The sequence below is a fragment of the Altererythrobacter lutimaris genome, from assembly GCF_013371495.1.
Lineage (GTDB): Bacteria > Pseudomonadota > Alphaproteobacteria > Sphingomonadales > Sphingomonadaceae > Erythrobacter > Erythrobacter lutimaris_A.
This window is the reverse complement of the sequence record NZ_JABWTA010000001.1, coordinates 1,218,429-1,243,596: the sequence shown is the minus strand read 5'-3', so window position 1 is coordinate 1,243,596 and position 25,168 is coordinate 1,218,429. Positions and strand designations below refer to the sequence as shown.

The 25,168-nt window shown below is 59.2% G+C and carries 24 protein-coding genes, 2 tRNA genes and 1 other RNA gene; 19 read left to right on the top strand and 8 right to left on the bottom strand.

Annotated elements, in window-relative coordinates:
• Nucleotides 1-25: 25 nt before the first annotated feature.
• Both HUO12_RS06010 and HUO12_RS06005 read right to left on the bottom strand, forming a co-directional pair.
• Nucleotides 26-952 (bottom strand): HpcH/HpaI aldolase/citrate lyase family protein, encoded by a 927-nt coding sequence (locus tag HUO12_RS06010; protein WP_232367318.1) that lies wholly within the window; start codon nt 950-952, stop codon nt 26-28.
• A gap of 75 nt (nt 953-1,027) precedes the next feature.
• Nucleotides 1,028-1,104 (bottom strand) — tRNA-Pro (locus HUO12_RS06005).
• Nucleotides 1,105-1,316: 212 nt separating this feature from the next.
• Here HUO12_RS06005 and yajC point away from each other — a divergent pair.
• From yajC to secF, 3 genes are read left to right on the top strand one after another with little or no spacing between them, the layout of a single operon-like run.
• Nucleotides 1,317-1,637 carry a preprotein translocase subunit YajC gene (yajC, locus tag HUO12_RS06000; RefSeq protein WP_176272723.1) on the top strand — a complete coding sequence of 107 codons (321 nt, stop codon included), beginning with the start codon at nt 1,317-1,319 and terminating at the stop codon, nt 1,635-1,637.
• Between the two features lie 47 nt (nt 1,638-1,684).
• Nucleotides 1,685-3,283 (top strand): protein translocase subunit SecD, encoded by a 1,599-nt coding sequence (secD, locus tag HUO12_RS05995; RefSeq protein WP_176272722.1) that lies wholly within the window; start codon nt 1,685-1,687, stop codon nt 3,281-3,283.
• Nucleotides 3,284-3,297: 14 nt separating this feature from the next.
• Entirely contained in the window at nt 3,298-4,278 is a 981-nt protein-coding gene (gene secF, locus HUO12_RS05990; RefSeq protein ID WP_176272721.1) for a protein translocase subunit SecF, read from the top strand.
• 26 nt (nt 4,279-4,304) lie between these two features.
• Here the strand turns inward: secF and HUO12_RS05985 are convergent, their stop codons facing one another.
• Nucleotides 4,305-4,877 (bottom strand): helix-turn-helix domain-containing protein, encoded by a 573-nt coding sequence (locus HUO12_RS05985; RefSeq protein WP_176272720.1) that lies wholly within the window; start codon nt 4,875-4,877, stop codon nt 4,305-4,307.
• Nucleotides 4,878-5,000: 123 nt separating this feature from the next.
• Between HUO12_RS05985 and HUO12_RS05980 the strand changes: the two genes are divergently transcribed.
• The 3 genes from HUO12_RS05980 (at nt 5,001) to HUO12_RS05970 (ending at nt 6,640) form a co-directional block, all read left to right on the top strand.
• The gene (locus HUO12_RS05980; protein WP_176272719.1) at nt 5,001-5,474 is read left to right on the top strand and encodes a DUF6456 domain-containing protein; all 474 of its coding nucleotides are present in this window, start codon (nt 5,001-5,003) and stop codon (nt 5,472-5,474) included.
• Between the two features lie 101 nt (nt 5,475-5,575).
• Nucleotides 5,576-6,001: a helix-turn-helix domain-containing protein gene (locus tag HUO12_RS05975; protein WP_176272718.1), complete on the top strand. Its 426-nt coding sequence runs from the start codon at nt 5,576-5,578 to the stop codon at nt 5,999-6,001.
• Nucleotides 6,002-6,106: 105 nt separating this feature from the next.
• Nucleotides 6,107-6,640, top strand: coding sequence for a DUF4199 domain-containing protein (locus HUO12_RS05970; RefSeq protein WP_176272717.1), 534 nt, complete (start codon nt 6,107-6,109; stop codon nt 6,638-6,640).
• 66 nt (nt 6,641-6,706) lie between these two features.
• Here the strand turns inward: HUO12_RS05970 and HUO12_RS05965 are convergent, their stop codons facing one another.
• On the bottom strand, nt 6,707-8,515 hold the full coding sequence (locus HUO12_RS05965; protein WP_176272716.1) for an ABC-F family ATP-binding cassette domain-containing protein: 1,809 nt from the start codon (nt 8,513-8,515) through the stop codon (nt 6,707-6,709).
• A 128-nt stretch (nt 8,516-8,643) separates the two neighbouring features.
• Between HUO12_RS05965 and HUO12_RS05960 the strand changes: the two genes are divergently transcribed.
• The 3 genes from HUO12_RS05960 to HUO12_RS05950 all read left to right on the top strand — a co-directional run bounded on the left by HUO12_RS05960 (nt 8,644) and on the right by HUO12_RS05950 (nt 11,247).
• Entirely contained in the window at nt 8,644-8,949 is a 306-nt protein-coding gene (locus HUO12_RS05960) for a PepSY domain-containing protein (RefSeq protein WP_176272715.1), read from the top strand.
• 116 nt (nt 8,950-9,065) lie between these two features.
• A complete protein-coding gene (locus HUO12_RS05955; RefSeq protein ID WP_176272714.1) occupies nt 9,066-9,743 on the top strand; it encodes a response regulator transcription factor in 678 nt (225 codons plus the stop codon).
• A 154-nt stretch (nt 9,744-9,897) separates the two neighbouring features.
• A complete protein-coding gene (locus tag HUO12_RS05950; protein ID WP_176274312.1) occupies nt 9,898-11,247 on the top strand; it encodes a sensor histidine kinase in 1,350 nt (449 codons plus the stop codon).
• A 5-nt stretch (nt 11,248-11,252) separates the two neighbouring features.
• Here the strand turns inward: HUO12_RS05950 and HUO12_RS05945 are convergent, their stop codons facing one another.
• Complete coding sequence (locus HUO12_RS05945) at nt 11,253-11,561, bottom strand: chorismate mutase (protein WP_176272713.1); 309 nt, start codon at nt 11,559-11,561, stop codon at nt 11,253-11,255.
• A 65-nt stretch (nt 11,562-11,626) separates the two neighbouring features.
• Here HUO12_RS05945 and HUO12_RS05940 point away from each other — a divergent pair, with 65 nt between their 5' ends.
• From HUO12_RS05940 to HUO12_RS05895, 10 genes are all read left to right on the top strand, one after another.
• Nucleotides 11,627-12,637, top strand: coding sequence for a polyprenyl synthetase family protein (locus HUO12_RS05940; RefSeq protein ID WP_176272712.1), 1,011 nt, complete (start codon nt 11,627-11,629; stop codon nt 12,635-12,637).
• Between the two features lie 12 nt (nt 12,638-12,649).
• Nucleotides 12,650-15,073 carry an ATP-dependent helicase HrpB gene (gene hrpB, locus HUO12_RS05935; RefSeq protein WP_176272711.1) on the top strand — a complete coding sequence of 808 codons (2,424 nt, stop codon included), beginning with the start codon at nt 12,650-12,652 and terminating at the stop codon, nt 15,071-15,073.
• 162 nt (nt 15,074-15,235) lie between these two features.
• The gene (locus tag HUO12_RS05930) at nt 15,236-15,514 is read left to right on the top strand and encodes an ETC complex I subunit (RefSeq protein WP_176274311.1); all 279 of its coding nucleotides are present in this window, start codon (nt 15,236-15,238) and stop codon (nt 15,512-15,514) included.
• A gap of 132 nt (nt 15,515-15,646) precedes the next feature.
• Nucleotides 15,647-15,741, top strand: an RNA gene (ffs, locus tag HUO12_RS05925) — signal recognition particle sRNA small type.
• A 159-nt stretch (nt 15,742-15,900) separates the two neighbouring features.
• Nucleotides 15,901-17,760, top strand: a complete 1,860-nt coding sequence (locus HUO12_RS05920; RefSeq protein ID WP_176272710.1) for a DNA polymerase III subunit gamma/tau — start codon at nt 15,901-15,903, stop codon at nt 17,758-17,760.
• Between the two features lie 42 nt (nt 17,761-17,802).
• Complete coding sequence (locus tag HUO12_RS05915) at nt 17,803-18,144, top strand: YbaB/EbfC family nucleoid-associated protein (protein ID WP_176272709.1); 342 nt, start codon at nt 17,803-17,805, stop codon at nt 18,142-18,144.
• Between the two features lie 95 nt (nt 18,145-18,239).
• Nucleotides 18,240-19,034: a class II aldolase/adducin family protein gene (locus tag HUO12_RS05910; RefSeq protein ID WP_232367317.1), complete on the top strand. Its 795-nt coding sequence runs from the start codon at nt 18,240-18,242 to the stop codon at nt 19,032-19,034.
• Between the two features lie 132 nt (nt 19,035-19,166).
• Nucleotides 19,167-20,015: a hypothetical protein gene (locus tag HUO12_RS05905; protein WP_176272708.1), complete on the top strand. Its 849-nt coding sequence runs from the start codon at nt 19,167-19,169 to the stop codon at nt 20,013-20,015.
• Between the two features lie 166 nt (nt 20,016-20,181).
• The gene (lon, locus tag HUO12_RS05900) at nt 20,182-22,578 is read left to right on the top strand and encodes an endopeptidase La (protein WP_176272707.1); all 2,397 of its coding nucleotides are present in this window, start codon (nt 20,182-20,184) and stop codon (nt 22,576-22,578) included.
• A gap of 259 nt (nt 22,579-22,837) precedes the next feature.
• A complete protein-coding gene (locus HUO12_RS05895) occupies nt 22,838-23,110 on the top strand; it encodes an HU family DNA-binding protein (protein ID WP_176272706.1) in 273 nt (90 codons plus the stop codon).
• Nucleotides 23,111-23,227: 117 nt separating this feature from the next.
• Here the strand turns inward: HUO12_RS05895 and HUO12_RS05890 are convergent, their stop codons facing one another.
• From HUO12_RS05890 to HUO12_RS05880, 3 genes are all read right to left on the bottom strand, one after another.
• Complete coding sequence (locus HUO12_RS05890) at nt 23,228-24,079, bottom strand: hypothetical protein (protein ID WP_176272705.1); 852 nt, start codon at nt 24,077-24,079, stop codon at nt 23,228-23,230.
• A gap of 6 nt (nt 24,080-24,085) precedes the next feature.
• Nucleotides 24,086-24,898 (bottom strand): 23S rRNA (guanosine(2251)-2'-O)-methyltransferase RlmB, encoded by an 813-nt coding sequence (gene rlmB / locus HUO12_RS05885; protein ID WP_408609446.1) that lies wholly within the window; start codon nt 24,896-24,898, stop codon nt 24,086-24,088.
• 53 nt (nt 24,899-24,951) lie between these two features.
• A tRNA-Tyr gene (locus tag HUO12_RS05880) sits at nt 24,952-25,037 on the bottom strand.
• Nucleotides 25,038-25,168 lie beyond the last annotated feature (131 nt).

Sequence of the window (25,168 nt, the reverse complement as noted above, 5' to 3'; positions counted from 1 at the left end):
GTGTGAGGCGCGTATATTGCCGCCGCTACTCGGCGGCTTCCGCAAGCAAACGCTCCGCCAGTTTTAAATGCGGCAAATCATACATCTGTCCATTAATCGCTATCGTGCCTTTGCCCGGATTGTCCGCGAAGGCCTGGACCACAGCACGTGCCGCTGCGACTTCCTCCGAACTCGGCGTGAAAGCCGCGTTGATTACATCGATCTGCGCGGGGTGGATGGCGAGCATGCCGGTAAAGCCCTGACCGCGCACCATCTCCGCACGGTCTTTCAACGCATCGAGATCGCGAAATTCCGGCATCACTGTTTCAATCGGAGCGGCACCTGCCGCGACCGCGCCCAGCAAGCAGAAGCTGCGCGCCAACTCATAGGTCGGCATATAGCTGCCGTCTGAGCGATGCTGGACTCGCGCGCCGAGAGCAGACGACAAGTCTTCCGCCCCCCAGCTCATCGCCACGAGCCTTTCCGAGCCAGGATACTCGCCTGCATAGTCGCCGCAGCGGAACATCGCGAGCGGTGTCTCTGTGACCAGTGCGGCGATCTTGGTCAATCCGACCTCGATATCATTTGCGATCTCGCATTCTGTCAGCATGGCATCGAGCGCGACCACATCCTCGCGCCCTTCGGCCTTAGGCAGGAACACGCCGCCGGGGCGGGCAGGCATGATCGCGTCCAAGTCTGCTGCTGTCTCGCCAGAGCTAAGCGGGTTTATCCGTACCCAAAGCCGCTGCCCGCCGCGACGACCGCCAAGAAATGCCGCAACCGCTTCGCGCGCGGCGGGCTTCGCTTCAGGCATAACGGAATCTTCCAGGTCGAGCAGCGCGATGTCCGCTGCGCTTTCAGCCGCCTTGGTCATCTTCTTCTCGCTGTCGCCCGGCGCAAACAGCCAGCTGCGCATCCGCAAGCGGTCGATCGAAGGAAGGTCAGTATGGGGCAGGGGGCCGCTATCGCTCATGCAGAATCCTCTCTTGGCTGAGCGGAGTAAGCCTGCGCGCCAGCCTGGGCAAGATGAGCGATGAGGGAAGTCCACTGGTCGGGACGACTGGATTCGAACCAGCGACCCCTACACCCCCAGTATAGTGCGCTACCAGACTGCGCCACGTCCCGACGAGTGGAGCGCGGGCCTATACGGCGGGGCTGGCGGCCTTGCAAGCGTGCAAAAATGACGCACTGTCAGCGCGGTCTCAATTGCGGACGTCTTGCAATGCTGCTAACCGCGCCCACTTACGGAAAAAGGGGAAGGAGCCGGGGCGGTAATAGCCGCAATGGGGACGACCTTTTCTCAAGTGTTATTCTGATAGACGATAGGTCGAAAACCAATGCTCGAACTTCTCGCCGCTGCAGGCTCTGCTGAAGCGCCTCCTGCCTGGATTAGCTGGCTGCCGATCATCGGCATGATCCTGATTTTCTGGTTCCTCATCATCCGCCCGCAAATGAAGCGGCAGAAGGAACATCAGGCGAAAGTCGCAGGCCTCAAGAAAGGAGACAAGGTCGTGACCGCTGGTGGGCTCGTCGGCAAAGTGACCAAGGTTGATGATGACTATGCCGAGCTTGAACTTGCGCAAGGTGTCCGCGTCAAAGCGGTTAAAGCAACCATCGGCGATATCATTCCGCCGGGCGGCAGCGCGGCAAACGACTGATCCGGCTTCGGACAGAGTAAAGAACCGGACTAGGCGGACGCACGGACATGCTCGACTTTCCCACTTGGAAAAAGATTTGGCTGTGGGGCCTGACGCTGCTGGCATGTGCAGCGGCGATGCCTTCGCTATTTAGTGCAGCCAATGTCAGCTGGCCTGACGCACTGCCGGAGCCGACTGTAAATCTCGGTCTGGATTTGGCTGGCGGATCGCACATCCTGCTTGAAGCTGATCCGGCCCAGGTCGCTGAGCAGCGGCTGGAGAATATGGAAGAGTCCGTGCGCACGACTATGCGCAATGCGACTGACCGCATTCGTATCGGCGATATCTCGACAGCCGGTGGCCAGCTCTCTTTCATGCTTGATGATGTTGCGGATTTGGACCGGGCGCGTGAGCTTCTGCTGCCGCAAATCAACGGCGATGGCCTGACGCGTCAGTGGGACCTCAATGTCGAAGACGGGCAGCGTATGGTGCTTAAACCGACCGAGGATGGCATTGAGCAAGCGGTCACGGATGCGATGGACAGCGCGACCGAAGTGGTTCGTCGCCGTATCGATGCGTTGGGAACCCGCGAGCCGACGATTATCCGTCAGGGCGACACGCGTATCGTGGTGCAAGTGCCTGGCCTTCAGGATCCGGACCAGCTCAAGGACTTGCTCGGCCAGACCGCGAAGCTCGAGTTCAAGCTCGTCTGCCGCAATGCTTTGCCGACGCAAGTCCAGGCCGGAATTGCACCGGTTGGTTGCGAGATTTTCCCATATTCTGAAACGTCGGACTTTCCCGGTACATTCGAAGCGGTCCAGCGATTGGGCGGCATTCGCGGCGACAGCCTGACCAACGCGCAGGCAGGGATCAGTCAGGACACCAATGAAGACGTGGTCAACATCCAATTCGACCCGCAAGGCGGCGCACGTTTTGCGCTGCTGAGCACGGAGAATGTCGGGCAACGCTTTGCGATCATTCTGGATGGCGAAGTCATTTCCTCGCCATTCTTCCGCGAACCGATCCTTGGGGGCAGCGCACAAATCAGCGGCGGCTTTACCGCTGACACGGCGAACCAGCTGGCGATCTCGTTGAACTCGGGTGCGCTGCCGGTTGACCTCACGGTTATCGAAGAGCGCACAGTCGGTCCGGACTTGGGCGCTGACTCGATCCGCAAAGGTATGCTGGCGCTGCTTATTGGCGCGGTTGCTGTTATCGCATTGATGGTGGCGACGTATGGCCGTTTCGGCGTCTATGCGACCTTCGCATTGTTCTTTAACGTATTGATCATTCTTGGCTTAATGGCGGGCCTCAACACCACGCTGACCTTGCCGGGCATCGCGGGCTTCGTGCTGACTATCGGTGCGGCGGTCGATGCCAACGTGCTCATCAATGAACGCATCCGCGAAGAGCGGAAACGCGGGCGGCGCGTGATTGCCGCAGTCGAGAACGGCTATAAAGAAGCGAGCCGCGCAATCTACGATGCGAACATCACCAACTTCATCGCCGGCGTCTTGCTGTTCCTGTTCGGCTCCGGCCCGGTTCGCGGATTTGCCGTCGTGCTGGTCGTCGGCCTTTTCACCAGCGTCTTTACCGCCGTCGTCCTGACCCGCATGTGGGTTGCCGGATGGCTGCGCAAAACGCGTCCAAGCGATTTGAATATCTAAGGGAGGAATTGGACATGAAACTGCTCAAACTCGTCCCGGACGATACAAATATCAAATTCCTGAAATTCCGCTGGCCGTTCTTTATTGTCAGCCTGGTGCTGATGATTGCCAGCTGGGCGATGGTCTATACGCAAGGGCTCAATTATGGGGTCGACTTTGCCGGCGGTCAGGAAGTGACCGCAACATTCACGCAAAGCGAGGAAGCGCCCATTCCCGCGCTGCGCGAGCTCGTTAGCGGCCTGGGCTATGGCACACCTGTAGTGCAGGAATTTGGCGCGCCAAACCAGGTTTCGATCCGGGTCCGGTTGCCTGAAGGTGTCGAAGATCAACCTGGCGCTGCCTCTGCGATTGGCGACGAAGTCATCGCAACCATTGTCGCTGAATATCCTGACGTACGACGTGACAGCAACAACACCGTGTCTGGCAAGGTTGCGGGCGAATTCCGCCAGGATGCTGTGTTCGCATTGCTCGCCGCGATGGTGGCGGTTGCGATCTATATCTGGATACGGTTCGAATGGCAGTTCGGGGCTGGGGCGCTGTTCGCGCTGTTCCACGACGTGTCGCTTACACTAGGGCTGTTCTCGCTATTCCAATGGGAGTTTAGCCTGCAGATTATCGCCGCGATCCTTGCGATTATCGGTTACTCCTTGAACGATACGATCGTGGTCTATGACCGGATACGCGAGAACCTGAAGAAGTATCGCAAGATGCATCTGCCGGACTTGCTGGACCTCTCTGTCAACGAAACACTGGCGCGTACGGTGATGACTTCGCTGACGCTGCTGGTCGCGCTGTTGCCACTGCTGTTTATTGGCCCGGAAAGCCTGTTCGGTCTGGTGATCGCGATCACTATCGGCTTGTTCGTGGGTACGTATAGCTCGGTCTATACGGCTGCGCCTATCCTCGTCTGGCTGGGCGTGACCTCGGACAGTTTCGTCCCGCAGGAGAGCGTGGCGGACAAGCAGGAGCGCATCGCGCGCGGCGAAGCGGGCTAGTCCATCCAAGCGGTCCTAGCGGGCTGCTAAAGGCTGCGTACCAGCATCTCTGCAACGCCAATCCATGGCGGCGAGTCCACGACTTGCTGCTTCTGCCCGCTTCCGGGTGGAAGGACGCCGACGAGTGTCCCTTGTCGGTCAATCAAGCGGCCGAATGCAAATCGTCCTCCGGGACGTGGCACCAGCACGTCGCGATTGATCGCAAGCCCTGCATCCTCAGGCGCAATCTGTCTCAGCCATAGCTGATCGCCGGGGCGAAATTCGCCGACGCTTTCCGTAACGCTCAGGACCATGCGCTCGCCTTCGCCCGCGATGTCGCCCGGCGCAATCGCTTCGCGCTGTGTGCCAAGCGCTTCAGGCCCTGCAGCCGCGAGTTCTGCGACGATCATCACAGGCTCGTTATCGTCTGACCGGACTAGCTCTTCCGGGTCTATTCCGAGCGCTACGCCGATCCGGTCCATCCATTTAAGCGACAGATTGCGCGTTCCTGTTTCGAGGCGGCCAATGGTTTGCGCGGTTGTCGGCGGAGAGCATGCCGCTGCGAGATCAGCCAAGGTCAGGCCTCTGGCCTTGCGAATGGCTCTGATGCGATTGATCATGCGCGTCTCCTCTTCCCCGAATAGCTTATAACCGGAATGGTTATTTATCTTTCCTACAAGAACCGAATAAATGCAAGCGCTCCTGAGGATTTCATGCACAGGCCTAAAGGACAGGAGAGCATCATGCAGCGCAAGCTGGTCGAACGCGAATTGACGAATGAAGGCCCGATCCGGGGCAGCGGGGCGAAAGGCAAACGGCGCACCGTGACCGTCAATCTCGCGGAGTCTCCCCTTAGCTGGCTCCATGCGCGCGGCCACATAGATGATCGGCTGTTCGATGCAGGGGAGCGCTTGCGCAGGGATTTTGAACGCGCGCAGCTTGGCCCGAATGTGACGATGCGGTGGGATCTGGTGCGTGTGAAAACCACCGGAGAGCAGGATCTGACTGCGAGCGAGCGCGCGATGGTCGCGAAAGACCGCTTCGATGGCGCGCTTCAGGAGGCGGGTAAGGGGCTTGCAGATGTGTTGTGGCGCGTCGTGTGCGGCCATGAAGCGCTGCCCGAGGCAGAAAAGGCGCTCGGCTGGCCCGCGCGTTCAGGCAAGCTGGTGCTGAAACTTGCGCTCGACCGCGTGGCTGATTTTTATCGGATTGCGTGAAGGTACAGTTTTTGTCTCAGGACTGTGTAACATGCGTATCCAACATGCGAGGTTACGCTGCTCTCTGGACCCGGGCGAAACCTTCTGGCAATCCTCTTGGCATGTGGCGGGGGATTGTACGATACGGGCTGATCTATGGCGGCGCGCTGGCCGTTATCGCCGGGCTGCTCCAATGGGCGCAGTACCGCCATCTGTTCATGCGCATGCCGAGCGAAGTCTATATCGCGATAGTCGCGTTGATCTTTGTACTGGTCGGGATCTGGGTGGGCATGCAATTGACCCCGAAGCGCGGCGGTGCAGGCTTCGAGCGCAATGACAAGGCGATTGCCGCGCTTGGGCTAACTCGGCGCGAATGCGAAATTCTCGAACATCTGGCATCGGGAGCCAGCAATAAAGAAATCGCGCGATCCTTGGGTGTCTCGCCCAATACGATCAAGACACATATCGCCAATCTTTACATGAAGTTAGAGGTTGGCGGGCGGGGCAAAGCAGTGGAGGCCGCGCGTTCTCTGGCCTTGATCCCGTGAGGCTCGTTAGAGCGGGTGAATTGAGCGAATTCACCCATCTGGGTGATAGATTTTGAGCGAAAAATGAGGGACGGCATGCTCTTCCAAACGCAAAGGAGATGTGCGATGCTTCGTTATTCCCTCATTTACGGTTCCATCATCGGCGTGGTCGTGATTGCTTTCATGCTGGCAATGATGATGTCAGGCCCTGACAATCTGAACACATCCGAAGCAGCCGGTTATGCGGTTATGCTCGCGGTTCTTTCTCTGGTGTTTATTGGCATCAAGCGCTTCCGCGATATCGAGCATGGCGGAGTGATCACATTCAATCAGGCCGCAGGGGTCGGAGCGGGCATCGCAGTTGTTGCTGCGGTGTTCTACGTTATCACCTGGGAAGCGTACCTCCTAACAACAGACTACGCCTTTATCGAGACCTATTCAGCGAGTCTTCGCGCTGATATCGAGGCGCAAAACCTGGCGGAAGCTGCGCGAGCGGCCCAAATTGCCGAGCTGGAAGAGGGAATGGAGATGTATCGCAATCCTGTGTTCCGCTTACCGATCACCTTCATCGAAATCTTCCCGGTGGGACTGGTCGTAGCGCTGATTTCAGCGCTGATCCTCAAGAACCCGAAGGTCCTGCCAGCCAAGGCTGTCGCTTAAGCAAGCTTCGCGACTATGCGTCACGCGGCTGTCCGGACTCCGGGGTCAGGTCAGCCGTTGGGCGCCTTAGCCTTCAACTCTTTCCGCCAATTCCAGCCAGCGCTCCTCTGCGACATCCTTTTCTGCGCGGGCATTCTCGATACCTTGTGTAATCGTCGCGAATTTCTGCGGATCGGAAACATAGAGATCAGGATCAGCAAGGATTGCTTCGCCCTTGGTGATGGCAGCTTCCAGTTCTTCGATGCGCGCAGGCAGCAGCTCGAAATCGCGCTGATCCTTGTAAGAGAGCTTGTCCGATTTGGGGGCCGGCGGAGGGGGCGGCGGCGCAGCTTGCTCGCTGGGCTTTGATGCTTTGGATTTTCCAACCACATGCTTGCGGCGCTTGGCTTCCCAGTCCTCGTATCCACCAGCGACAATGTCGACTTTGCCCGATCCGTCGAGGCCAAGCGTGATGGTAACCGTGCGATCCAGGAAGTCGCGATCGTGGCTTACAATCAGGACCGTGCCGTCAAAATCTGCGATCACTTCCTGCAGAAGATCGAGCGTTTCCAAGTCTAGATCGTTGGTCGGTTCATCAAGGACAAGCAGATTGGCGGTGCGCGCGAACTCACGCGCCAGCAACAGGCGGGAGCGTTCACCGCCCGACAGAGCATCGACCGGGCTGTCTACGATCTTCGGGTCGAACAGGAATTCTTTGAGGTAACCTTGGACATGCTTTCGAGCGCCGCGCACATCGATCCAGTCGCCGCCTTCAGCCAGAACTTCGCGTACGGTCTTGCCGCGCCCGAGCAGGCTGCGTTGCTGGTCGATCATCACGCCCGTGAGCTTGTTCGAAATCGTGACAGTGCCTTTGTCCGGCGCCAGCTCTCCGGTGAGCATCTTGAGCAGCGTCGTTTTGCCAGCGCCGTTCGCGCCGACAATCCCGATCCGGTCGCCGCGTTGCACCCGCAGAGAGAAATCCTTGATCACCGCGCGATCATCGAAGCTTTTCGTCACGCCTTCCGCGACAATCACCGACTTCGACTTGAACGCATCGTCATTCGCGAGCTTCAATTTGGCAGCGCCACTGTCGGAGATCATGGCCGCACGTGCCGCGCGCATCTCCCACAGCTTCTCCAGCCGCCCCTGATTGCGCTTACGACGCGCAGTCACACCGCGCTCAAGCCAATGCGCTTCGATCTTCAGCTTCGCATCGAGTTTTTCAGCAGCGCGCGCTTCTTCAGCGTAGACCTGTTCTTCCCACGCTTCGTAGCCGCCGAAACCGACTTCCTTGCGGCGAACGATGCCGCGGTCGAGCCAAAGCGTTGCGCGGGTCAAACGCTTGAGGAATGTCCGGTCGTGGCTGATAGTCACGAACGCGCCTTTGTAACGGGTCAGCCAATCTTCCAGCCAGTCGATCGCGCTGAGGTCCAGATGGTTTGTCGGTTCATCCAGCATCAAGAGATCGGGGTCTTGCGCCAGCGCGCGGGCGATTGCCGCGCGGCGTCTCTCGCCCCCGCTTGCGGTCGCAGCCGAGCGGTCCATCGCGATGCCCAACTGTCCTGCAATCGCTTCGACTTCATGCGCGGCTGGCGCATCATCGCCCGCCAGCGCGAAGTCCATCAGCGTTTCAAAGCCTTTGAAATCAGGCTCCTGCTCCAGAAACACGATCCTGGTGCCGGGTTTCACTTTGCGGATTCCGCGATCCGCTTCAATCCGGTCATCGATCAGCTTCAAGAGCGTCGTCTTGCCTGCCCCATTGCGGCCAATCAGCGCGAGCCTGTCACGCGGCCCGATATGCAGGTCCAGATCCTCGCGATCCGGTCCGCCCAGCAGCCAGCGTCCGCCTTGCTGCAGGCCGAGACCTTCCCAGGAAAGAATTGGTGGTTGCGCCATGACGCCCGCGCGTTAGGAGGTTGCGAGAACAGCCACAAGTCTCTGAATGGAGCTCAACGAAGCTGAACGGGGAAATCGCAGTGTATTCAGACCTTGTTCAATGGTTCGGGTTTAGGCACACACACATCATGAAACGCGCACTCTCTCTTTTTGCAGCGGCGGCGGTCGCACTTTCCGGGCTGGCAAGCGTGCCAGCGCAGGCGCAGTCGCGTTCCGATCAAGGCGAAGCGCGAAAGGAAATGCGTGCTGGCAACGTACTTTCTCTAAGAGAGATCGAAGCACGGGTGTTGCCGCAAATGCGCGGGGCCGAGTATCTTGGACCGGCCTATGACAGCACAGCACGCGCCTATCGGCTGAAATTCATCAAGAATGGCCGCGTCACATTTATCGATGTCGATGCGCGCACTGGCCGCATCATCAATCGCTCTCGTTAAGCTGCAGGCAAGCACAAGCTGCACACAGCCAAGTAGGCCGCTCGCTTGACCCTCATGCTGCATTGGCGCAAACCCATATCAACACTACAATCGAGCCTGAATAAAGGTGGAAATTCATGCGTATCCTGATTGTCGAAGACGAGCCCACGCTGGGGCAACAGCTCAAATCGACGCTTGAGCAAAACGGTTATGCGGTCGATCTGTCGACCGATGGTGAAGACGGACATTTCCTCGGCAGTACAGAGGATTATGACGCAGTCATTCTCGATCTAGGCTTGCCTGAGATTGACGGTCTTTCCGTGCTTGGCATGTGGCGCAAGGAAGGCAGGGACTTCCCAGTGCTCGTCCTGACAGCGCGCGACAGCTGGTCAGACAAGGTCGCAGGCCTTGATGCCGGCGCTGATGATTATCTTGCAAAGCCATTCCAAACCGAAGAGCTGATCGCACGTCTTCGCGCGCTTATTCGTCGTGCGTCAGGCAACAGCTCGTCTGAACTGACAGCGGGCGATGTCCGGCTGGATACACGGTCTGGCCGGGTCACGCTGAAAGGCGAGCCTGTCAAGCTGACGGCACAGGAATACAAGCTGCTGAGCTACCTGATGCACCACAAAGGTAAGGTGGTCAGTCGCACAGAACTGATCGAGCATATTTACGATCAGGATTTCGACCGCGACTCGAACACGATTGAAGTGTTCGTCACGCGCATTCGCAAGAAACTCGGCGCAGAAGTGATTACGACAATCCGTGGACTCGGTTACAGCCTCGACGACCCCGCAGACGCACCTAGAGCCTGAGTCCGCTGAGGATCCAGGTTCTAAGCCACAGCGTGATGGTCAAGCTGATGCGGCTGATAAAGCCGCAACGGATGGTAGTGACTTTCTGAACGAACCGGACTCCACCGTAGAAGCGGTAAAAGAAGTCGCAAGCCAGGGCAGTCTTGCGCGGCGCATGGCGCTGATCGCGGCTGGCTGGATCATGGTGCTGCTGCTCGGTGGCGGCTTTGCGCTGGAGCGCACGCTGGTCAATCTGGTGGAACGCAATTTCGACGACCAGCTCGCTTATATGCTGACAGCGATGATCGCGTCGTCGGAGATTGGGCCGGATGGCGAGATATTCTTCTATCGACGACTGGGTGATCAGCGTTTCCTTGAGCCCAATAGCGGCCTTTACTGGCAGATCAGCGCGGAAGGGAAAGAGGACTTCTCTTCCTATTCTCTGGTAGCCGATGCCTCGCAAAGCCTGTGGGACGATACGCTCCAGCTGGAGGGGCCGGGCAAAGACGGGCACTTCGACGCGGAGCCGCATTTCTACAATTCCGACCAGTTCGAGAATGAGCCGCTGCGCATCGTCGAGCGCACCGTGATCCTGCCAGGCAGCGAGACGCGCTGGACCTTTGCTGTCGCGTCAGCAACCGAAGAGCTCGACTTCCAGATCAATCGCATCCGTTCGATCCTTATTTGGAGCTTTGTCGTCCTGGGCCTTGGACTGTTTTTCATGACGCTGCTGCAGATCCGCTATGGCCTTTCGCCCTTGCGCCGCGTGCGGATGGCAATCCAACGGCTGCGTACGACGGGCTCGAACCGCATCACTGACCCTTTGCCGACGGAAGTCGAGCCGCTGGTGGATGAGCTCAATGCATTGCTCGAACACTCAGAGAAACAGGCCGAAGAAGCGCGGACCCATGCGGGCAATCTCGCTCACGCCTTGAAGACACCGCTGACCGTGCTGACGAACGCAGCGACAGCGCGCGCGCCTGATTTGGGTGACTCTGTGATCCGTGAGACACGGACTATGCAGCGCCATGTCGATCACCATCTCGCGCGGGCAAGGGCAGTTGGGCGCCGCGCTGTGGGCCATGCGCGCACTCCAATCGGCGAAAGCGCTCGAGCCGTGCAACGCGCGGTTGAGCGCCTCTATAAACATGTCCGCTTCGACATTGACGGCAAGGGCGATACGCTGGTCACCATGGAGCGCCAGGACCTTGACGAAATTCTCGGTAATCTCATCGAGAACGCAGCCAAATATGGCGGTGGAAGTGTGTTTGTGACGCTCGATGCGGAACCGGGCTCAGAGCTTTGCGTGACATGGGTCGAGGACGACGGTGCAGGTATTCCCGTCGCCGAGCGCGAACGCATCTTCGACCGCGGCGCGCGGCTCGATACAGGCAAACCAGGTACCGGACTGGGCCTAGCGATTGTGCGCGATGTCGCTGAAATTTACGGCGGCTCAGTCGAGCTCGATGAAAGCGAAGACTTGGGCGGATTGCTCGTCAGGCTCAGCCTGCCGCGCGCCGGATAGTCGCACTATTTTTGCCGCGCTTGCTCGTGGTGGCGGATCACTTCGTCGATAATGAAGCGCAGAAATTTCTCGCTGAACTCCGGGTCGAGATCAGCTTCCTCTGATAAACGACGCAGCCGCTCGATCTGGCGTTTTTCACGGTCCGGATCGGCTGGTGGGAGCGTGACCTTGGCTTTGTATTCGCCCACCGCCTGAGTAATACGAAAGCGCTCAGCCAACATGTGAATGATCGCCGCATCGATATTGTCGATGCTCTTGCGAAAGCCGGTGAGAACCGGATCATCGCCAGCGGTAGAGTGCGTTTCATCGGACATGGCTTGCATAGCTAGCACCAAATCCACGCTTGCCAAGCTGCGATGCGAACGCCATGTGATCTGCGATGTCCGCTGAAGTCGTTCCTCTACCGCGCAAACGTCCCTCGCTTGAGCCTATGCTTTCGCTCACTGCTAGCGGCATGAACAGCGTCAATCAGGTCATTCTCGACCGGATGCAGAGCGAAATTCCGCTCATCCCGCGATTGGCTGGACACTTGATTTCGGGCGGTGGCAAACGGCTGCGTCCAATGCTCACGCTGGCTGGCGCCGAGCTCGTCGGATATAACGGCACGCGGCATCACAAGCTCGCTGCAGCGGTAGAGTTCATTCACACCGCCACTTTGCTGCACGATGATGTCGTCGATGGCAGCGAGCTAAGGCGCGGCAAGGCCGCTGCCAATATCATATTTGGCAATCCGGCGACGGTATTGGTTGGCGACTTCCTGTTCAGTCGCGCGTTTGAGTTGATGACCGAGGACGGCAGCCTCAAGGTTCTCAAGATCCTCAGCAGCGCAAGCGCGGTGATCGCGGAAGGCGAAGTCTCCCAGCTCACCGCCCAGCGTCAGATCGAGACCAGCGAAGAGCGCTACCTGCACATTATCGGTGCGAAGACAGCTGCTTTGTTTGCTGCTGCAAGCCGGATTAGCGCAGTAGTAGCGGAGTGTTCGGAGGAACAAGAGCAGGCGCTGGATGATTTCGGACGTAATCTGGGCGTAGCATTTCAGCTCGTCGATGATGCGATCGACTACGATTCCGAAGCGGCTGAGATGGGCAAGGATCAAGGCGACGACTTCCGCGAGGGCAAGATGACTTTGCCGGTCATCCTGGCACATGCGCGCGGCGATGAAGAAGAGCGCAAGTTCTGGAAGGCTGCGATCGCTGGCCATCGTACTTCGGATGACGATCTCGCCCACGCGATTGAGCTCATCAACAAGCATAATGCGGTTGAGGATACGCGTGAGCGGGCGCGGCATTTTGCGCAGCGCGCGATCGATGCAATCTCGATCTTCCCTGACAGCAAAGCACGCGCTGCCATGGCGGAAGCCGCGCATTTCGCTGTCGCGCGCGGCTACTAATCCGCCGGGGTTTTGAGCACCGCACTTCCCATCCATGATGTCATAGAGGGCCTGCAAAGCGCTCTTGCAGAGCGCGGTGCAGCAGTCCTCGTCGCGCCTCCTGGTGCAGGCAAAACCACAGCAGTCGCGCGCGCTTTACTGGAGGCCGAGTGGTGCACCGGTCAGATCATATTGACGTCACCGCGCCGCGTCGCCGCTCGAGCAGCAGCGGAGCGCATGGCGGAAATGCTGGGTGAAAAGCCGGGCGAGACGGTAGGCTATCTCACGCGGCTGGACAGCAAAACCTCTGCGAAGACGCGCATTCTCGTCGTAACAGAAGCGATCTTCGTCAATCGTATCGTTGAAGATCCGGAATTGACGGGTGTTTCAGCCGTTTTGTTTGACGAAGCGCATGAGCGGCATCTCGACAGCGATCTGGGTTTGGCCCTCGCATTGGAAAGCCGCACCGTGCTGCGCGACGAGTTGCGGGTGCTGGTGATGAGCGCGACGATTGATGGCGCTCGTTTCGCGAACTTGCTGGGCGAGGGTGCGCCTGTGATCGAAAGCAAAGGCCGCGCCTTTCCGCTTGAAATCAAGTGGCTTGGCTCATCGCCTGATGCGCGGCTCGAAGACGCGATGGCAAGCGCGGTGATGCAGGCGTGGCGCGAGGAAGAAGGCGACATCCTCGCCTTTCTGCCTGGCGTTGGCGAGATCGAGCGAACGCGCGAACGCCTGGAAGCGCGTTTGCCGGATACGCCTGTCCTCCCGCTTCACGGACAGGTCCAGCCCGCGCAGCAGCGCGCCGCGATTAAGCGCGATCCGGAAGGGCGTCGACGCATCGTTCTGGCCAGCGCAATCGCTGAGACGTCACTGACGCTGGATGGTGTGCGAGTGGTGGTCGATAGCGGCCTCGCCCGCATGGCGGAATATGACAAACAGGCCGGGTCAACGCGCCTCGTCACCCACCGCGCGAGCCAGGCGGCGTCTGCACAAAGGGCAGGGCGCGCAGCGCGGCAAGGGCCGGGTGTGGCTTATCGCCTGTGGGAAGAGCATGGGCATGCGGGCAGGCCTGAGTTCGCGCCGCCAGAGATAGAAACGGCTGACCTTGCGCCTCTGGTTCTGACCTTGGCCAAATGGGGCACGGCTGATCCGATGAGCTTGCCTTGGCTTGATCTACCGCCTGTCGGCTCCATTGCGGCAGCGCGCGCTCAGCTTGAAAGACTTGGCGCGCTGGGCGGCGATGCGCGGATCACAAAGCGAGGCGAATCAATCGCTTCGCTCCCGCTTGATCCCGGTTCGGCAGCGGCAGTTCTAGCAGGCGCTGAAGCGGGTCAGGCTGAGGATGCGGCCAAGCTGGTCCTCCTGGTGCAGGAACGCGGGCTGGGTGGGCGCGGCGAGGATTTACACCAGAGGTTTTCGCGCTGGAATAACGAGCGCGGCGGGCGAGCGGAAGCGTCCAGAAAGCTCGCTCAACGCTGGGCGAGAGCGGCTGAGAACCTGGTCGAAGGTTCGCGAAATGATGCGGTCAATCCGGCCCTTTTTCTGGCGCAGGCAAGACCCGACTTCATTGCAAAAAAGCGTGATAAATCAGGCGAAAACTGGCTGTCGGCTGGTGGCAGTGGGTTCCGGCTGGATCCCGCATCGCCGCTTTCAGGGGCTGAGTGGATTATCATCGGAGATGCGACCGGTTCCGCGAAGGGCGCGCGGATCACAGCGGCGGCGGAACTGAGCTTGGTAGAGATCGAAGCGCACTGTTCGCATCTGATCGAGAAAACGTCTGTAATTCACTGGAATAGCGAGGCAAATCGGGCAGAGGCAAGGCTCGTCAGGCGGCTCGGTGCAATCACTTTGGCGAGCGGTCCTGACTCTGATCCGGACCCGCAGGCGCTTGTGGATATCTTAGTGGAAAACGCGTTGGAACAGCTGGAAAACCTTGTTCCGAGCGAGCTCCTGGCACGCGGGAGATATGCCGAGATAAACGCGCTAAACCCTGAGATACTGCGAGATCGTGCGGAAATGTGGCTCGTACCTCTGTTGACGGGGCGCAGAGATATGGAGATCGCTAAAGGCAAAATCATCGATGCGATCCTGAACATGCTCAGCTGGGAGGATCGGCAGCGGCTCGACGAGCAAGCGCCGCGTGAGTTCACCTCGCCTGCCGGGACACGCCACAACATTGACTACTCAGGCGATGATGCCCCGTCAGTGGAGGTTCGCGTCCAGGCGCTCTTTGGACTCGACAGGCATCCGATGATTGGCAATACGCCGCTGCTTTTGAAGCTCACCAGCCCGGCTGGCCGCCCGATCCAGTCAACCCGCGATCTGCCTGGATTCTGGCGCGGTAGCTGGGCCGACGTGAAGAAGGATATGAAAGGCCGCTATCCCAAACATCGCTGGCCTGATGAGCCTTGGACAGAAAAACCGAGCCTCAAAACGAAGAACGCGTTTAATCGTTGAGCCTCAAGCGCCACCCGCTTTCGCGAGTGCAGGCTCACTCACATCCGTTCGCTTGGCTATCCTCGCTTTCGGGCAGGCAAGCTGCCCACGCTGCGGGCGGGCAGTCGCCCTTGCGGCCGAATTGGACTTGATTTCTTCGGTATGTTGAAGAAAGGGGAATTCATGGCGGCGAGAATATACCAGAGACCGAAATCAGCGATGCAGTCCGGCAAGGCGCGGACCGATGACTGGGTGCTCGAATTCGAGCAATCCGAAGCGCGCAAGGCTGATCCGCTGATGGGCTGGACCGGCAGCGGAGATACGCAGGCGCAGGTTTCGCTGTCTTTTCCGACCAAAGAGGCCGCGAAAGCCTATACGGAGAAATACGGGATCACCGCGCGGGTCCATGCAACACCGCCAAAGTCACTTAAGCTGCAGGCTTACGCCGATAATTTTAGGTAAGAAAGCGCGCCCACCCCGCTGCGACTAGCCTCACCTGCCAGTTCGGCAAGTCTCGCTCCCCTCCCGCAGGCGGGAGGGGTCGGGGTGGGTAAATACACTTGAAGAATCGCATTTTGCTCGCCATATGGCGCTCCGGGAGTCGGGTGGACGTTTGCGTTCGCTCACCGGGTCAGGTCCGGAAGGAAGCAGCCCAGGTGGATTGCGGCGGGTCGCTCGGCTCCTTTTTCATGAGGCTCTCTGAATTGGCCTAGCCACCCGCACCCTCTGCCCTTCCACCCGGATGGTATCCCCGTAGGCTCCGGGTGGAAGGGCAGAGGGTGCGGGTGGCACCGGAAATCTCCCACACACACCATGACAAAAGCGCCGCTAGCGCGTAGCTAGTGAGCATGGGTGATTCACCAGAAAACACGGATTCGCCGCCTTGGGCTGAAGGGCCTGAAGAAGGGCACGAAGCGGAAGCGCAAGAGCAGCAGCCGAGTGCGGCTGACCTCGAGGCTGCCGGGCAGTCGGCGATGTTTGGCGATCCTGCGCCTGAAGCCACACCCGAACCAACAGCAGAACCTCAAGCTGAACCCATTGCGGACCCAGCACCGAGCGCGCCGCCAAACGCCGCTCCTGCGAAGGACGAAGCGAGCCAACCCTACCGCGTGCTTGCGCGCAAATACCGCCCGCAGACATTCCGCGAGCTCGTTGGCCAGGATGCGATGGTCACAACGCTCGCCAATGCGATCAAGCGCGACAGGCTGGCGCACGCTTTCCTGATGACCGGCGTTCGCGGGGTCGGCAAGACGTCGACCGCGCGGCTGATCGCCAAGGCTTTGAACTGTGTCGGGCCGGACGGGCAGGGCGGGCCGACGATTGATCCTTGCGGCCAGTGCGAGCCTTGCACCGCAATTGCGGAAGGCCGCCATATCGATGTGATCGAAATGGACGCGGCTTCCAACACCGGTGTCGACGATGTGCGCGAAATCATCGAAGCGGTGCGCTATGCTGCGGTGAGCGCGCGCTACAAGATCTACATCATTGACGAAGTCCACATGCTCAGCCGCAACGCGTTCAACGCGCTGCTGAAGACACTGGAAGAACCGCCTCCGCATGTGAAATTCCTGTTCGCGACCACGGAAGTCGAGAAGCTTCCTGTGACTGTGCTCAGCCGCACGCAGCGTTTCGATTTGCGGCGCATCCCGGCTGAATTGCTGGAGAAGCACTTCGCATGGGTGTGCGAGCAGGAAGGCGTTGCAGCCGAGGAAGAAGCAATCCGCATGATCGCTGCCGCGGCAGAAGGCTCCGCGCGCGATGGTTTGTCGATCCTTGATCAGGCGATTGCGCATGCGGACCTGGACACGGACGGCAAGGTCACCGCTGTTCGCCTGCGCGACATGCTCGGCCTTGCGGACAAGAGCGCGCAGCGCAAACTGCTTGAACAACTTCTTGCAGGCGATGCCAAAGCCATGCTCGCCGGCGTAGCAGACCAGTATGCGCTGGGCGTGGAGCCGCTTGCCTTGATGCGCGGGCAGCTTGACCTCATTCACCGCATTACGGTCGCGAAAGTCACGGGGGCGGAACCGGACGCGCCAAGCAGCGAAGAACGCGCGGCACTTGGCGAACTGGCGGCGAGGCTGAGTGCGGGCCAGTTGCACCGCTTGTGGCAATTGCTCCTGAAGGGCCACGAGGAAGTGCGCGGCGCGCCCGACCCGCTTGTGTCCACGCAAATGGCATTGCTGCGCGCGCTGCATGCCAATGAATTGCCTGATCCGGGCAAGCTTGCGGACAGACTGGAAGAGCTGGCCAAGCGCGGCCCTGCGCCGGGCGGGGAGACGAGCGCAGCGCCGTCAGCCGCACCCGTTGCAAGCGCAGGCGCACCAGATTGGGAACAGCTTGTGCAGCAAGTCGACGATAGCGGGCAATTGCGCGTCGCCCAGCTGATGCGCGACTGGATCCGCGTCGTCGAGATTGGGCCTGACAGGCTCGTTTACTCGCTCGTGCCGGGCATCAGCGATGATCCTGCGCCTGAAATCCGCGAGGCCTTGCTCAAGGTCACCGGCCAGCGCTGGCAGCTTGAGCAAAGCGATAGCGATGGCGTGCCGAGCCTGCGCGAACAGGCCGAAGCGAAGGCCAAAGCCGATGAAGAGCGTCGCCGCAACCACCCGCTGGTCAAAGCGGTGCTGGAAGGCTTTCCCGACGCAGAAATTCTCAACGAGACCGACAATGTCACGCGCGCCGGCGGCGATCGCTGGAACCGCTGATATGTCTTTGCAATAACGGACCCCCAACAAAGGACCCGACCCATGAAATCGATGGAAGAAATGATCCAGGCAGCTCAAAAAGCAGCTGAGACGATCCAGACGCAGATGAATGACATGCAGGCCAAGCTCGACGCGATTGAAGTCGAAGGGCAGGCAGGCGGCGGACTCGTCAAGGTTCGCGCGAGTGCGAAGGGGCGCATTCTTGCTGTCACCATTGATGAGAGCCTGATGAAGCCGGAAGAGAAGCAAATGGTCGAAGACCTTGTGACGGCGGCTTTCAACGATGCGCGCGACAAGGCGGATCGCGTGTCCGAAGAGGAAATGAAGAAAGTGCAGGGTGGGATGGGATTGCCGCCTGGCTTCAATCTGCCGGGCATGGGCTGATTCCGCCTGAAGGCTGCCAATTGCAATTCAGAGTCCCGTTTCGGCGTGAGGCGTGTTAGTAGCCACTTGAAACTGAACGTAGAGAGGGATGCATCATGGCAACCGTAATGAATGATAATGGCAGCGGATCGGATGCAGATATCCGTGGTCAGGTGAGCGATGAGGAATGGGCGGTTCGGGTCGATCTCGCTGCGGCCTATCGTCTGGTTGCTCTCTACGGTTGGGATGATCTGATCTTCACTCATTTGTCCGCGCGTGTGCCGGGGCCGGAGCATCACTTCCTCATCAATCCCTATGACATGATGTTTGAAGAGATTACCGCATCGTCGCTGGTCAAGATCGACGTTGATGGACAGCCTGTCATTCCAACGCCGCATCCGGTCAATCCGGCTGGCTTCACGATCCACTCCGCGCTGCACATGAATTGCGAAGACGCGCATTCGGTCATGCACTTGCATACACCGGCAGGCCAAGCGGTCAGTGCGATGAAGGATGGTCTGCTAGAGCATACGCAAACAGGCATGATCGCGCGCGCTGACATTGCCTATCACGAGTATGAAGGTATCGCGACGGATCTTGAAGAGAGAGAGCGGCTGGTTGAGGACATGGGTGACAAGCACGCCATGATCCTGCGCAATCACGGCACGCTGACCATCGGCAAGAGTGTCGGCGAATGCTTCCTGCGCCTCTATTTCATCGAGCGCGCTTGCGATGCGCAGGTGAAGATGCTCGCTGCGGGCCGCGACTATCTCTACAATCCGCCGCAAGGCACGCCGGAGAAGGTCAAAGAGCAGACACCACCTGCCGGTATCGGCATGGTCGCCAATGCGCTCGCTTGGCCGGCATTGTTGCGTAAGCTTGACCGGATTGATCCCAGCTTCCGCGACTAAGCTTATCCGGAAGGGGGCCTGCGATAAGCTGATCTTCACCAATTTACACTCGGGCGGGGGCTTGTCCGTGATTGAGACAACCATGTTTGTGGCAATAGACTACAGACAGATTTCCTCTTTTTAACCAGTCGGATGAGTGAAAAACCGAGTTCAACGATCCAATATGTGATCAAGGCCGAAGAGCTGCGCGCGATCAATTACCTCGCGCCAGATCATCCGCGCCCGCGCTCGGTGGAATGGATCAATCGCGGAACGGACCAGACTATGCGTCCGACAACGACTGCGATGCTGCTGCGCACGCTTTACAAGCCGGAGCGCAGCCCGAGCGTCCAGAAGCTGCATGACAGCGCCGGTTTGCGGGTTGTCTTTCGCAGCGAGAAAGACCGCGAGGCCTTCGCCAAAGCATTTCGCAAGGCCTGCCAGCAAGAACAGGTCCTCAAGGACGATGTGATTTCTGCGATGTTCGATGATCGCGAAGCGGCTGAGAAAGCGATCAGCGCGCTGCGCACTGAAGGCATTCCGACGCGCGCTATCTCGCTTTTGTTCCGCGCGAGCCAGTTCATGGACACGCAAGCAGAGTGGCCGGAAGGTCATTCCACATTCAGCGTTGCCGGCGCCATTGCGAGCGGTGGTGTTGCAGGCGCTTTGGTGGGCATGGGCGTGCTGCTTGTGCCTGGTGTTGGTCCGGTGGCCGCGGGCGGCGCGATTGCTGCATCGGCCTTGTCCTCTATGGCTTCGGTCAGCGGCGTTATCGGTGCAACCGGTGGCGCGCTTGCCAAGATGCTCACCGACCACGATGTCGATGGCGTCACCGCCCAGCAGTATGATGACGAGATCCGTCGCGGTAAGGTCTTCCTTTCGGTCGACACTCGCATTGCGGGCGGCATGGGTGATACGGCGGCGACTATCATGGAAGAACATGGCGGTCGCACGGGACGCCATCCGGACGAGCGCGAGCAGCGCCGCGCCATCGCTTCCTGATCGCCGCGTGAGCGCGTCAAAAGCGCTCGCCTGATGACCAATCCACAGTTTGCCGTCAACGCGCCATTGCGAGTGCGCGACCGGCTACCCATATCCTTCGAGAAGTGAGGAGCGCTCTGCTCCCGAAAAAGTATATGGGCGGCGCAGGCCGCTGACTGGATTTATGATGACAAACTCTCTGCCTCTCCTGCCTTTGCGCGATATTGTTGTTTTCCCCGGCATGGTCGTCCCGCTTTTCGTCGGGCGCGATAAATCCGTGGCGGCGCTGGAAGCGGCAATGGAAGCGGAAAAGGACATCTTCCTTGTCGCTCAGCTCGATCCGGGATGCGATGATCCGGGTCGCGACGAGATTTTCGATGTCGGCGTTGTCGCCAAGGTCCTGCAGCTGTTGAAGCTGCCCGATGGCACCGTCCGCGTGCTTGTCGAAGGCAAATCGCGCGCTGCGCTGACTGAGCTCCGCCCTGAAGGCGGGTACGTCTTGGCAGATATCGAAATTCGCGAAGAGCAGACTGTTGCTGGCAGCGAAGTTACCGCTTTGATGCGGCAGGTTGTCGAGCAGTTTGGCGAGTATGCCAAGCTTAACAAGAAGCTCGGCGAAGATGCGAGCGCGGACCTGGGCGAAGTCGATGATGCAGGCGAGCTGGCGGACGGGATCGCTGCAGCAATCAGCGCGAAGGTATCAGACAAGCAAGCGCTGCTGACTGAAGAAAGCCCGTTAAAGCGGCTCGAAATGGTCATGTCCTTCATGGAAGGCGAGCTCTCCGTCCTGCAGGTTGAGCGCAAGATCCGTGGCCGTGTAAAGCGCCAGATGGAGAAGACGCAGCGCGAATATTATCTCAACGAACAATTGAAGGCGATTCAAAGCGAGCTCGGCGGCGGGGATGGCGAAGACGGCGACGAGATGGCTGAGCTGACGGAGAAGGTTGAAAAGACCAAGCTCTCCAAGGAAGCGAAAACCAAAGCGAAGGCTGAGCTCAAGAAGCTGCGCGCAATGCAACCGATGAGCGCGGAAGCGACTGTCATTCGCAATTATCTCGATGTGCTGCTGGGCCTGCCATGGGGCAAGAAATCGCGTCTGCAGAAAGATATCTCCAAAGCGCAGGAAGTGCTTGATGCAGATCACTATGGCCTTGAAAAGGTCAAGGACCGCATCATCGAATATCTTGCGGTGCAAGCGCGTACTAACAAGCTTAAAGGTCCGATCCTGTGCCTCGTTGGTCCCCCTGGCGTTGGTAAGACCTCGCTGGGTAAGTCCATTGCCAAAGCGACTGGCCGTAAGTTCGTGCGTCAGTCCCTCGGCGGCGTACGCGACGAAGCGGAAATCCGCGGTCACCGCCGGACTTATATCGGCTCGCTTCCAGGCAAGATCGTCACGAACCTGAAGAAAGCAGAAAGCAGCAACCCTCTCTTCCTGCTCGACGAAATCGACAAGCTTGGTCAGGATTTCCGCGGTGATCCGGCGTCAGCGCTGCTCGAAGTGCTGGACCCGGAACAGAACAGCAAGTTCCAGGATCATTATCTGGAGCTTGATATCGACCTCAGCGATGTGATGTTTGTCACCACGGCGAACTCGCTCAATCTTCCGCAGCCGCTGCTCGACCGGATGGAGATCATCCGCTTGGAAGGCTACACGGAAGACGAGAAGGTCGAGATTGCGACGCGTCACCTGATCCCGAAGCAGATCGAAGCGCATGGGCTGAAAGATGGCGAGTTCACGCTGACCGAAGATGGCCTACGCGCTTTGATCCGCCACTACACGCGCGAAGCCGGCGTGCGGACGCTCGAGCGTGAGATTGCACGGCTGGCGCGCAAGAGCTTGCGCAAGATCCTCGAAAAAGAAGCCAAGTCGATCACTATCACGCCTGACAATATCGGCGACTTTGCAGGCGTGCAGAAGTTCAAGCATGGCATGTCTGAAGACGAAGCGCAGATTGGCGCTGTCACTGGCCTTGCTTGGACGGAAGTGGGCGGTGAGCTGCTGACTATTGAAAGCGTTACGACACCGGGCAAGGGCGAGATCAAATCGACCGGTAAGCTCGGCGACGTGATGAGCGAGAGTATCGCGGCGGCCTTCAGCTTTGTGAAGGCAAGAGCGCCTGCCTATGGCATCAAGCCGTCGATCTTCCAGCGCAAGAACATCCACATTCACTTGCCGGAAGGCGCTGTGCCGAAAGACGGACCGAGTGCTGGTATCGGCATGGTCACATCGATCGTCTCGACCCTGTCGGGCGTTGCTGTGCGTCCGGACGTCGCGATGACGGGTGAGGTGACTTTGCGCGGACGTGTGCTCCCGATTGGCGGCCTTAAAGAGAAACTGCTCGCGGCGCTTCGCGGCGGCATCAAGACGGTCCTGATCCCGGAAGAGAATGTGAAGGACCTCGCCGAGATCCCTGCGAACGTGAAGGAAGGGCTTGAAATCATTCCTGTGGCGCATGTCGATGCTGTGCTGGAACACGCGCTCACATCCATGCCTGAACCCATCGAATGGACAGAGAAAGATGATCTGGCGAGCCAGCCGCATGGTGCGGCTGATGCATCACCGGGCACGCCGACTGCGCACTGAACTTTAGGGTCATGCTGCGCTGCAGCGACTCCACTGGGTTTTTGAACGCGACGGGGCCGCGTGCGCGTTACATTTGCGCGTAGTAGGTGCCGAATGTCGTCAATTCGTCGCAATTGGCCTCGAAATGGCTCGATTCTGCGCTTTTTCGCGTGATTTGCCTTTGACTCATCACCCTCAAGCTCTCAGTTTGCGCAACTTCGCATCTAAGCGATTCTCAGTTTGTAGATTTATGTACGCATAATGAGGGGGTTCTCATAAAATGAACAAAAATGATCTGATCGGCGCGGTCGCAGAAGCCAGCGGTCTGTCAAAGAGCGATGCATCGAGCGCAGTGGAGGGCGTGTTCGATTCCATCACCAAGGCATTGTCTGGCGGCGATGAAGTTCGCTTGGTCGGCTTTGGCACATTTTCAGTAGCCAAGCGCAAGGCATCCACTGGTCGCAACCCCCGGACCGGTGAGCCAATGACGATCAAGGCATCGAACCAGCCGAAGTTCAAGGCCGGCAAAGGCCTCAAAGACGCAGTCAACTAAGCAGGTTGACTGCGCTGCGCCGGGCTGAGCTCGAGCGTATGAAAAAGACCCCGTAAGCACGACGCTTGCGGGGTCTTTTCATTGCAGCATCAGCTGCGCTGCGAAGCGGCGGATCGCTTAGTCGAAACGCACCAGTGCCGTCGGCGCGCTTGGCGTGGCGGCATCCACATCCCAGCTCAGGACGCGCGCATTGCCATCGCGGCTCGCGCCTTCATCGGTGTTGTTCGCAAGGATTTCGCCTGTGGTGCGGATCGTGAAGGTCCCTTCCAAAGACGGGATCTCTCCCATTTCCTTCGCCGCATCCTCATCACCTAGAGCCGCCAGGCCAGCGAGACCAGTCATACCGCCCATCATGGCGCCCATCGGGTTTGAGCCGTCTTCTGCAGCGAAGCCGGGCGCGTTGACGCGGACAGTGTTTTCATCGCGCAGCACAATCTGCACGAACGGATTGGTAGGCGGAAAGCCTTCAATCGTTGGGAACATGAAATCATGGCCAAGCTGGCCAGTGACGGAATAGCTTACGTCGTAAACGCCGTTGCCTTTGCTCTCGACGCGGTTCCATCCGCGATGACGCAGCAGCAATTGGCGCAGCTCTTCGGCCGCTTCCGGATCGCTCGGATCGATACCGCCCATCATCGCGGCCATGTCTTCGGCTTCTTTCTTGGCTTCCGCCGCGCGCTGTTCCGCCCCCGAATCCCACTCGGCGCGTTGCTGAGCGAGCTCTTCTTCAGTGCATTCGCGATCCTCGAACGTTTCCTCGTTGTAGCATTCTTCCGCTTCGAATTCCTCGGCGGCATTGCCCATCTGCGCCAGCTGGCTGAGGCCCATGAAGAAAATCTCGCCTTCGTACGTGAATGCAAAGGTGCCGTCGTCATTGAGATCGAGCGTCGATGCGAACTTGCCCGGTGAAATCAGACAACCGGTCAACAGCAGCGGCGCTGCAAGGACAAACAGGAAGCGTGCAAGCATGGTATTCTACCCCTCTGAAACGCGTGTCGCACAAGCATAGAGCGCGATTGCTGCTGCATTACTAACGTTTAGACTTTCAATGTCGCGTGTGATCGGAAGCTTGGCCAGTGCGTCGCAATGCTGCTCGATATTATGGCGCATGCCTTCGCCTTCCGCGCCGAGAACCAGCGCGACAGGGCCGCTGGGCAGAGCGCTTGCGAGTGTCTCTTCTGCGTGACCTGTGAGACCAATGCGCCAATATCCCGCATCCGCCATTTCATCGAGCGCGCGTGCCAGGTTCACGACCCGCACCCAGGGAACGACTTCCAGAGCGCCGGAAGCAGATTTCGCGATGACGCCTGATTCCGGTGGTGCATGTCGGTCTTGCGTAACAATCGCAGCGGCTCCGAAAGCGGCCGCAGAGCGCAGGATCGCACCGACATTATGCGGATCGGTGACTTGATCGAGTACGACTATCGAGCGGGCTGGATCGGCTGGCGTAAACTCATCGAGGAAACGGTTTTCAAGCGGCAGGCATTCGAGCACTAGCCCCTGGTGCGGGGCATCTTTGGCGACGAGCCGCGCCAGGTCCGTTACATCGGCATATTCGATCGGAAAATCAGGCGGCAGCTCGCCATCGAGCGAATCGATCCCGTCGCGGGTTGCCCACAGCTTGCGGTGCTCGCGCGCGGGGTTCTTTAGCGCAGCTTCGACTGCGTGGCGGCCCCATAGCCGGACATTACCGGCGGTCGCCCGGCCAGACCCACGTCCGCCTTTCATCCGGCCAGCCCGGCCGCGCAGCGCTTTCTTCTTGTTCTTCGACATAGTGACAGGCGCCATGCCAGCGCGCGCGGCCAAGGGGAAGGGGGCAGTGCGAGAAGAGGAGTTCGGTATGGTGGACAGGGCTGGATTCGAACCAGCGTACGCTTGCGCGGGCAGATTTACAGTCTGCTGCCTTTAACCACTCGGCCACCTGTCCACTTACCGGATCGATGCCGCGGCAAAACCGCGGCTCAATATGCGATGTTCAAAGACATCGCATTGCCGAGACGCGCCCCTTTGGCGAAGCGTGCCCATGCTGTCAACAAGCCATCTCCAATGCTTGCCCGA

Excerpts from the sequence above, each read along its gene's own strand:
- HUO12_RS06010 (WP_232367318.1), bottom strand. The coding sequence starts at position 952 with ATGAGCGATAGCGGCCCCCTGCCCCATACTGACCTTCCTTCGATCGAC.
- yajC (WP_176272723.1), top strand. The coding sequence starts at position 1,317 with ATGCTCGAACTTCTCGCCGCTGCAGGCTCTGCTGAAGCGCCTCCTGCC.
- secD (WP_176272722.1), top strand. The coding sequence starts at position 1,685 with ATGCTCGACTTTCCCACTTGGAAAAAGATTTGGCTGTGGGGCCTGACG.
- secF (WP_176272721.1), top strand. The coding sequence starts at position 3,298 with ATGAAACTGCTCAAACTCGTCCCGGACGATACAAATATCAAATTCCTG.
- HUO12_RS05985 (WP_176272720.1), bottom strand. The coding sequence starts at position 4,877 with ATGATCAATCGCATCAGAGCCATTCGCAAGGCCAGAGGCCTGACCTTG.
- HUO12_RS05980 (WP_176272719.1), top strand. The coding sequence starts at position 5,001 with ATGCAGCGCAAGCTGGTCGAACGCGAATTGACGAATGAAGGCCCGATC.
- HUO12_RS05975 (WP_176272718.1), top strand. The coding sequence starts at position 5,576 with ATGTGGCGGGGGATTGTACGATACGGGCTGATCTATGGCGGCGCGCTG.
- HUO12_RS05970 (WP_176272717.1), top strand. The coding sequence starts at position 6,107 with ATGCTTCGTTATTCCCTCATTTACGGTTCCATCATCGGCGTGGTCGTG.
- HUO12_RS05965 (WP_176272716.1), bottom strand. The coding sequence starts at position 8,515 with ATGGCGCAACCACCAATTCTTTCCTGGGAAGGTCTCGGCCTGCAGCAA.
- HUO12_RS05960 (WP_176272715.1), top strand. The coding sequence starts at position 8,644 with ATGAAACGCGCACTCTCTCTTTTTGCAGCGGCGGCGGTCGCACTTTCC.
- HUO12_RS05955 (WP_176272714.1), top strand. The coding sequence starts at position 9,066 with ATGCGTATCCTGATTGTCGAAGACGAGCCCACGCTGGGGCAACAGCTC.
- HUO12_RS05950 (WP_176274312.1), top strand. The coding sequence starts at position 9,898 with ATGGCGCTGATCGCGGCTGGCTGGATCATGGTGCTGCTGCTCGGTGGC.
- HUO12_RS05945 (WP_176272713.1), bottom strand. The coding sequence starts at position 11,561 with ATGTCCGATGAAACGCACTCTACCGCTGGCGATGATCCGGTTCTCACC.
- HUO12_RS05940 (WP_176272712.1), top strand. The coding sequence starts at position 11,627 with ATGTCCGCTGAAGTCGTTCCTCTACCGCGCAAACGTCCCTCGCTTGAG.
- HUO12_RS05930 (WP_176274311.1), top strand. The coding sequence starts at position 15,236 with ATGGCGGCGAGAATATACCAGAGACCGAAATCAGCGATGCAGTCCGGC.
- HUO12_RS05920 (WP_176272710.1), top strand. The coding sequence starts at position 15,901 with ATGGGTGATTCACCAGAAAACACGGATTCGCCGCCTTGGGCTGAAGGG.
- HUO12_RS05915 (WP_176272709.1), top strand. The coding sequence starts at position 17,803 with ATGAAATCGATGGAAGAAATGATCCAGGCAGCTCAAAAAGCAGCTGAG.
- HUO12_RS05910 (WP_232367317.1), top strand. The coding sequence starts at position 18,240 with ATGGCAACCGTAATGAATGATAATGGCAGCGGATCGGATGCAGATATC.
- HUO12_RS05905 (WP_176272708.1), top strand. The coding sequence starts at position 19,167 with ATGAGTGAAAAACCGAGTTCAACGATCCAATATGTGATCAAGGCCGAA.
- lon (WP_176272707.1), top strand. The coding sequence starts at position 20,182 with ATGACAAACTCTCTGCCTCTCCTGCCTTTGCGCGATATTGTTGTTTTC.
- HUO12_RS05895 (WP_176272706.1), top strand. The coding sequence starts at position 22,838 with ATGAACAAAAATGATCTGATCGGCGCGGTCGCAGAAGCCAGCGGTCTG.
- HUO12_RS05890 (WP_176272705.1), bottom strand. The coding sequence starts at position 24,079 with ATGCTTGCACGCTTCCTGTTTGTCCTTGCAGCGCCGCTGCTGTTGACC.
- rlmB (WP_408609446.1), bottom strand. The coding sequence starts at position 24,898 with ATGGCGCCTGTCACTATGTCGAAGAACAAGAAGAAAGCGCTGCGCGGC.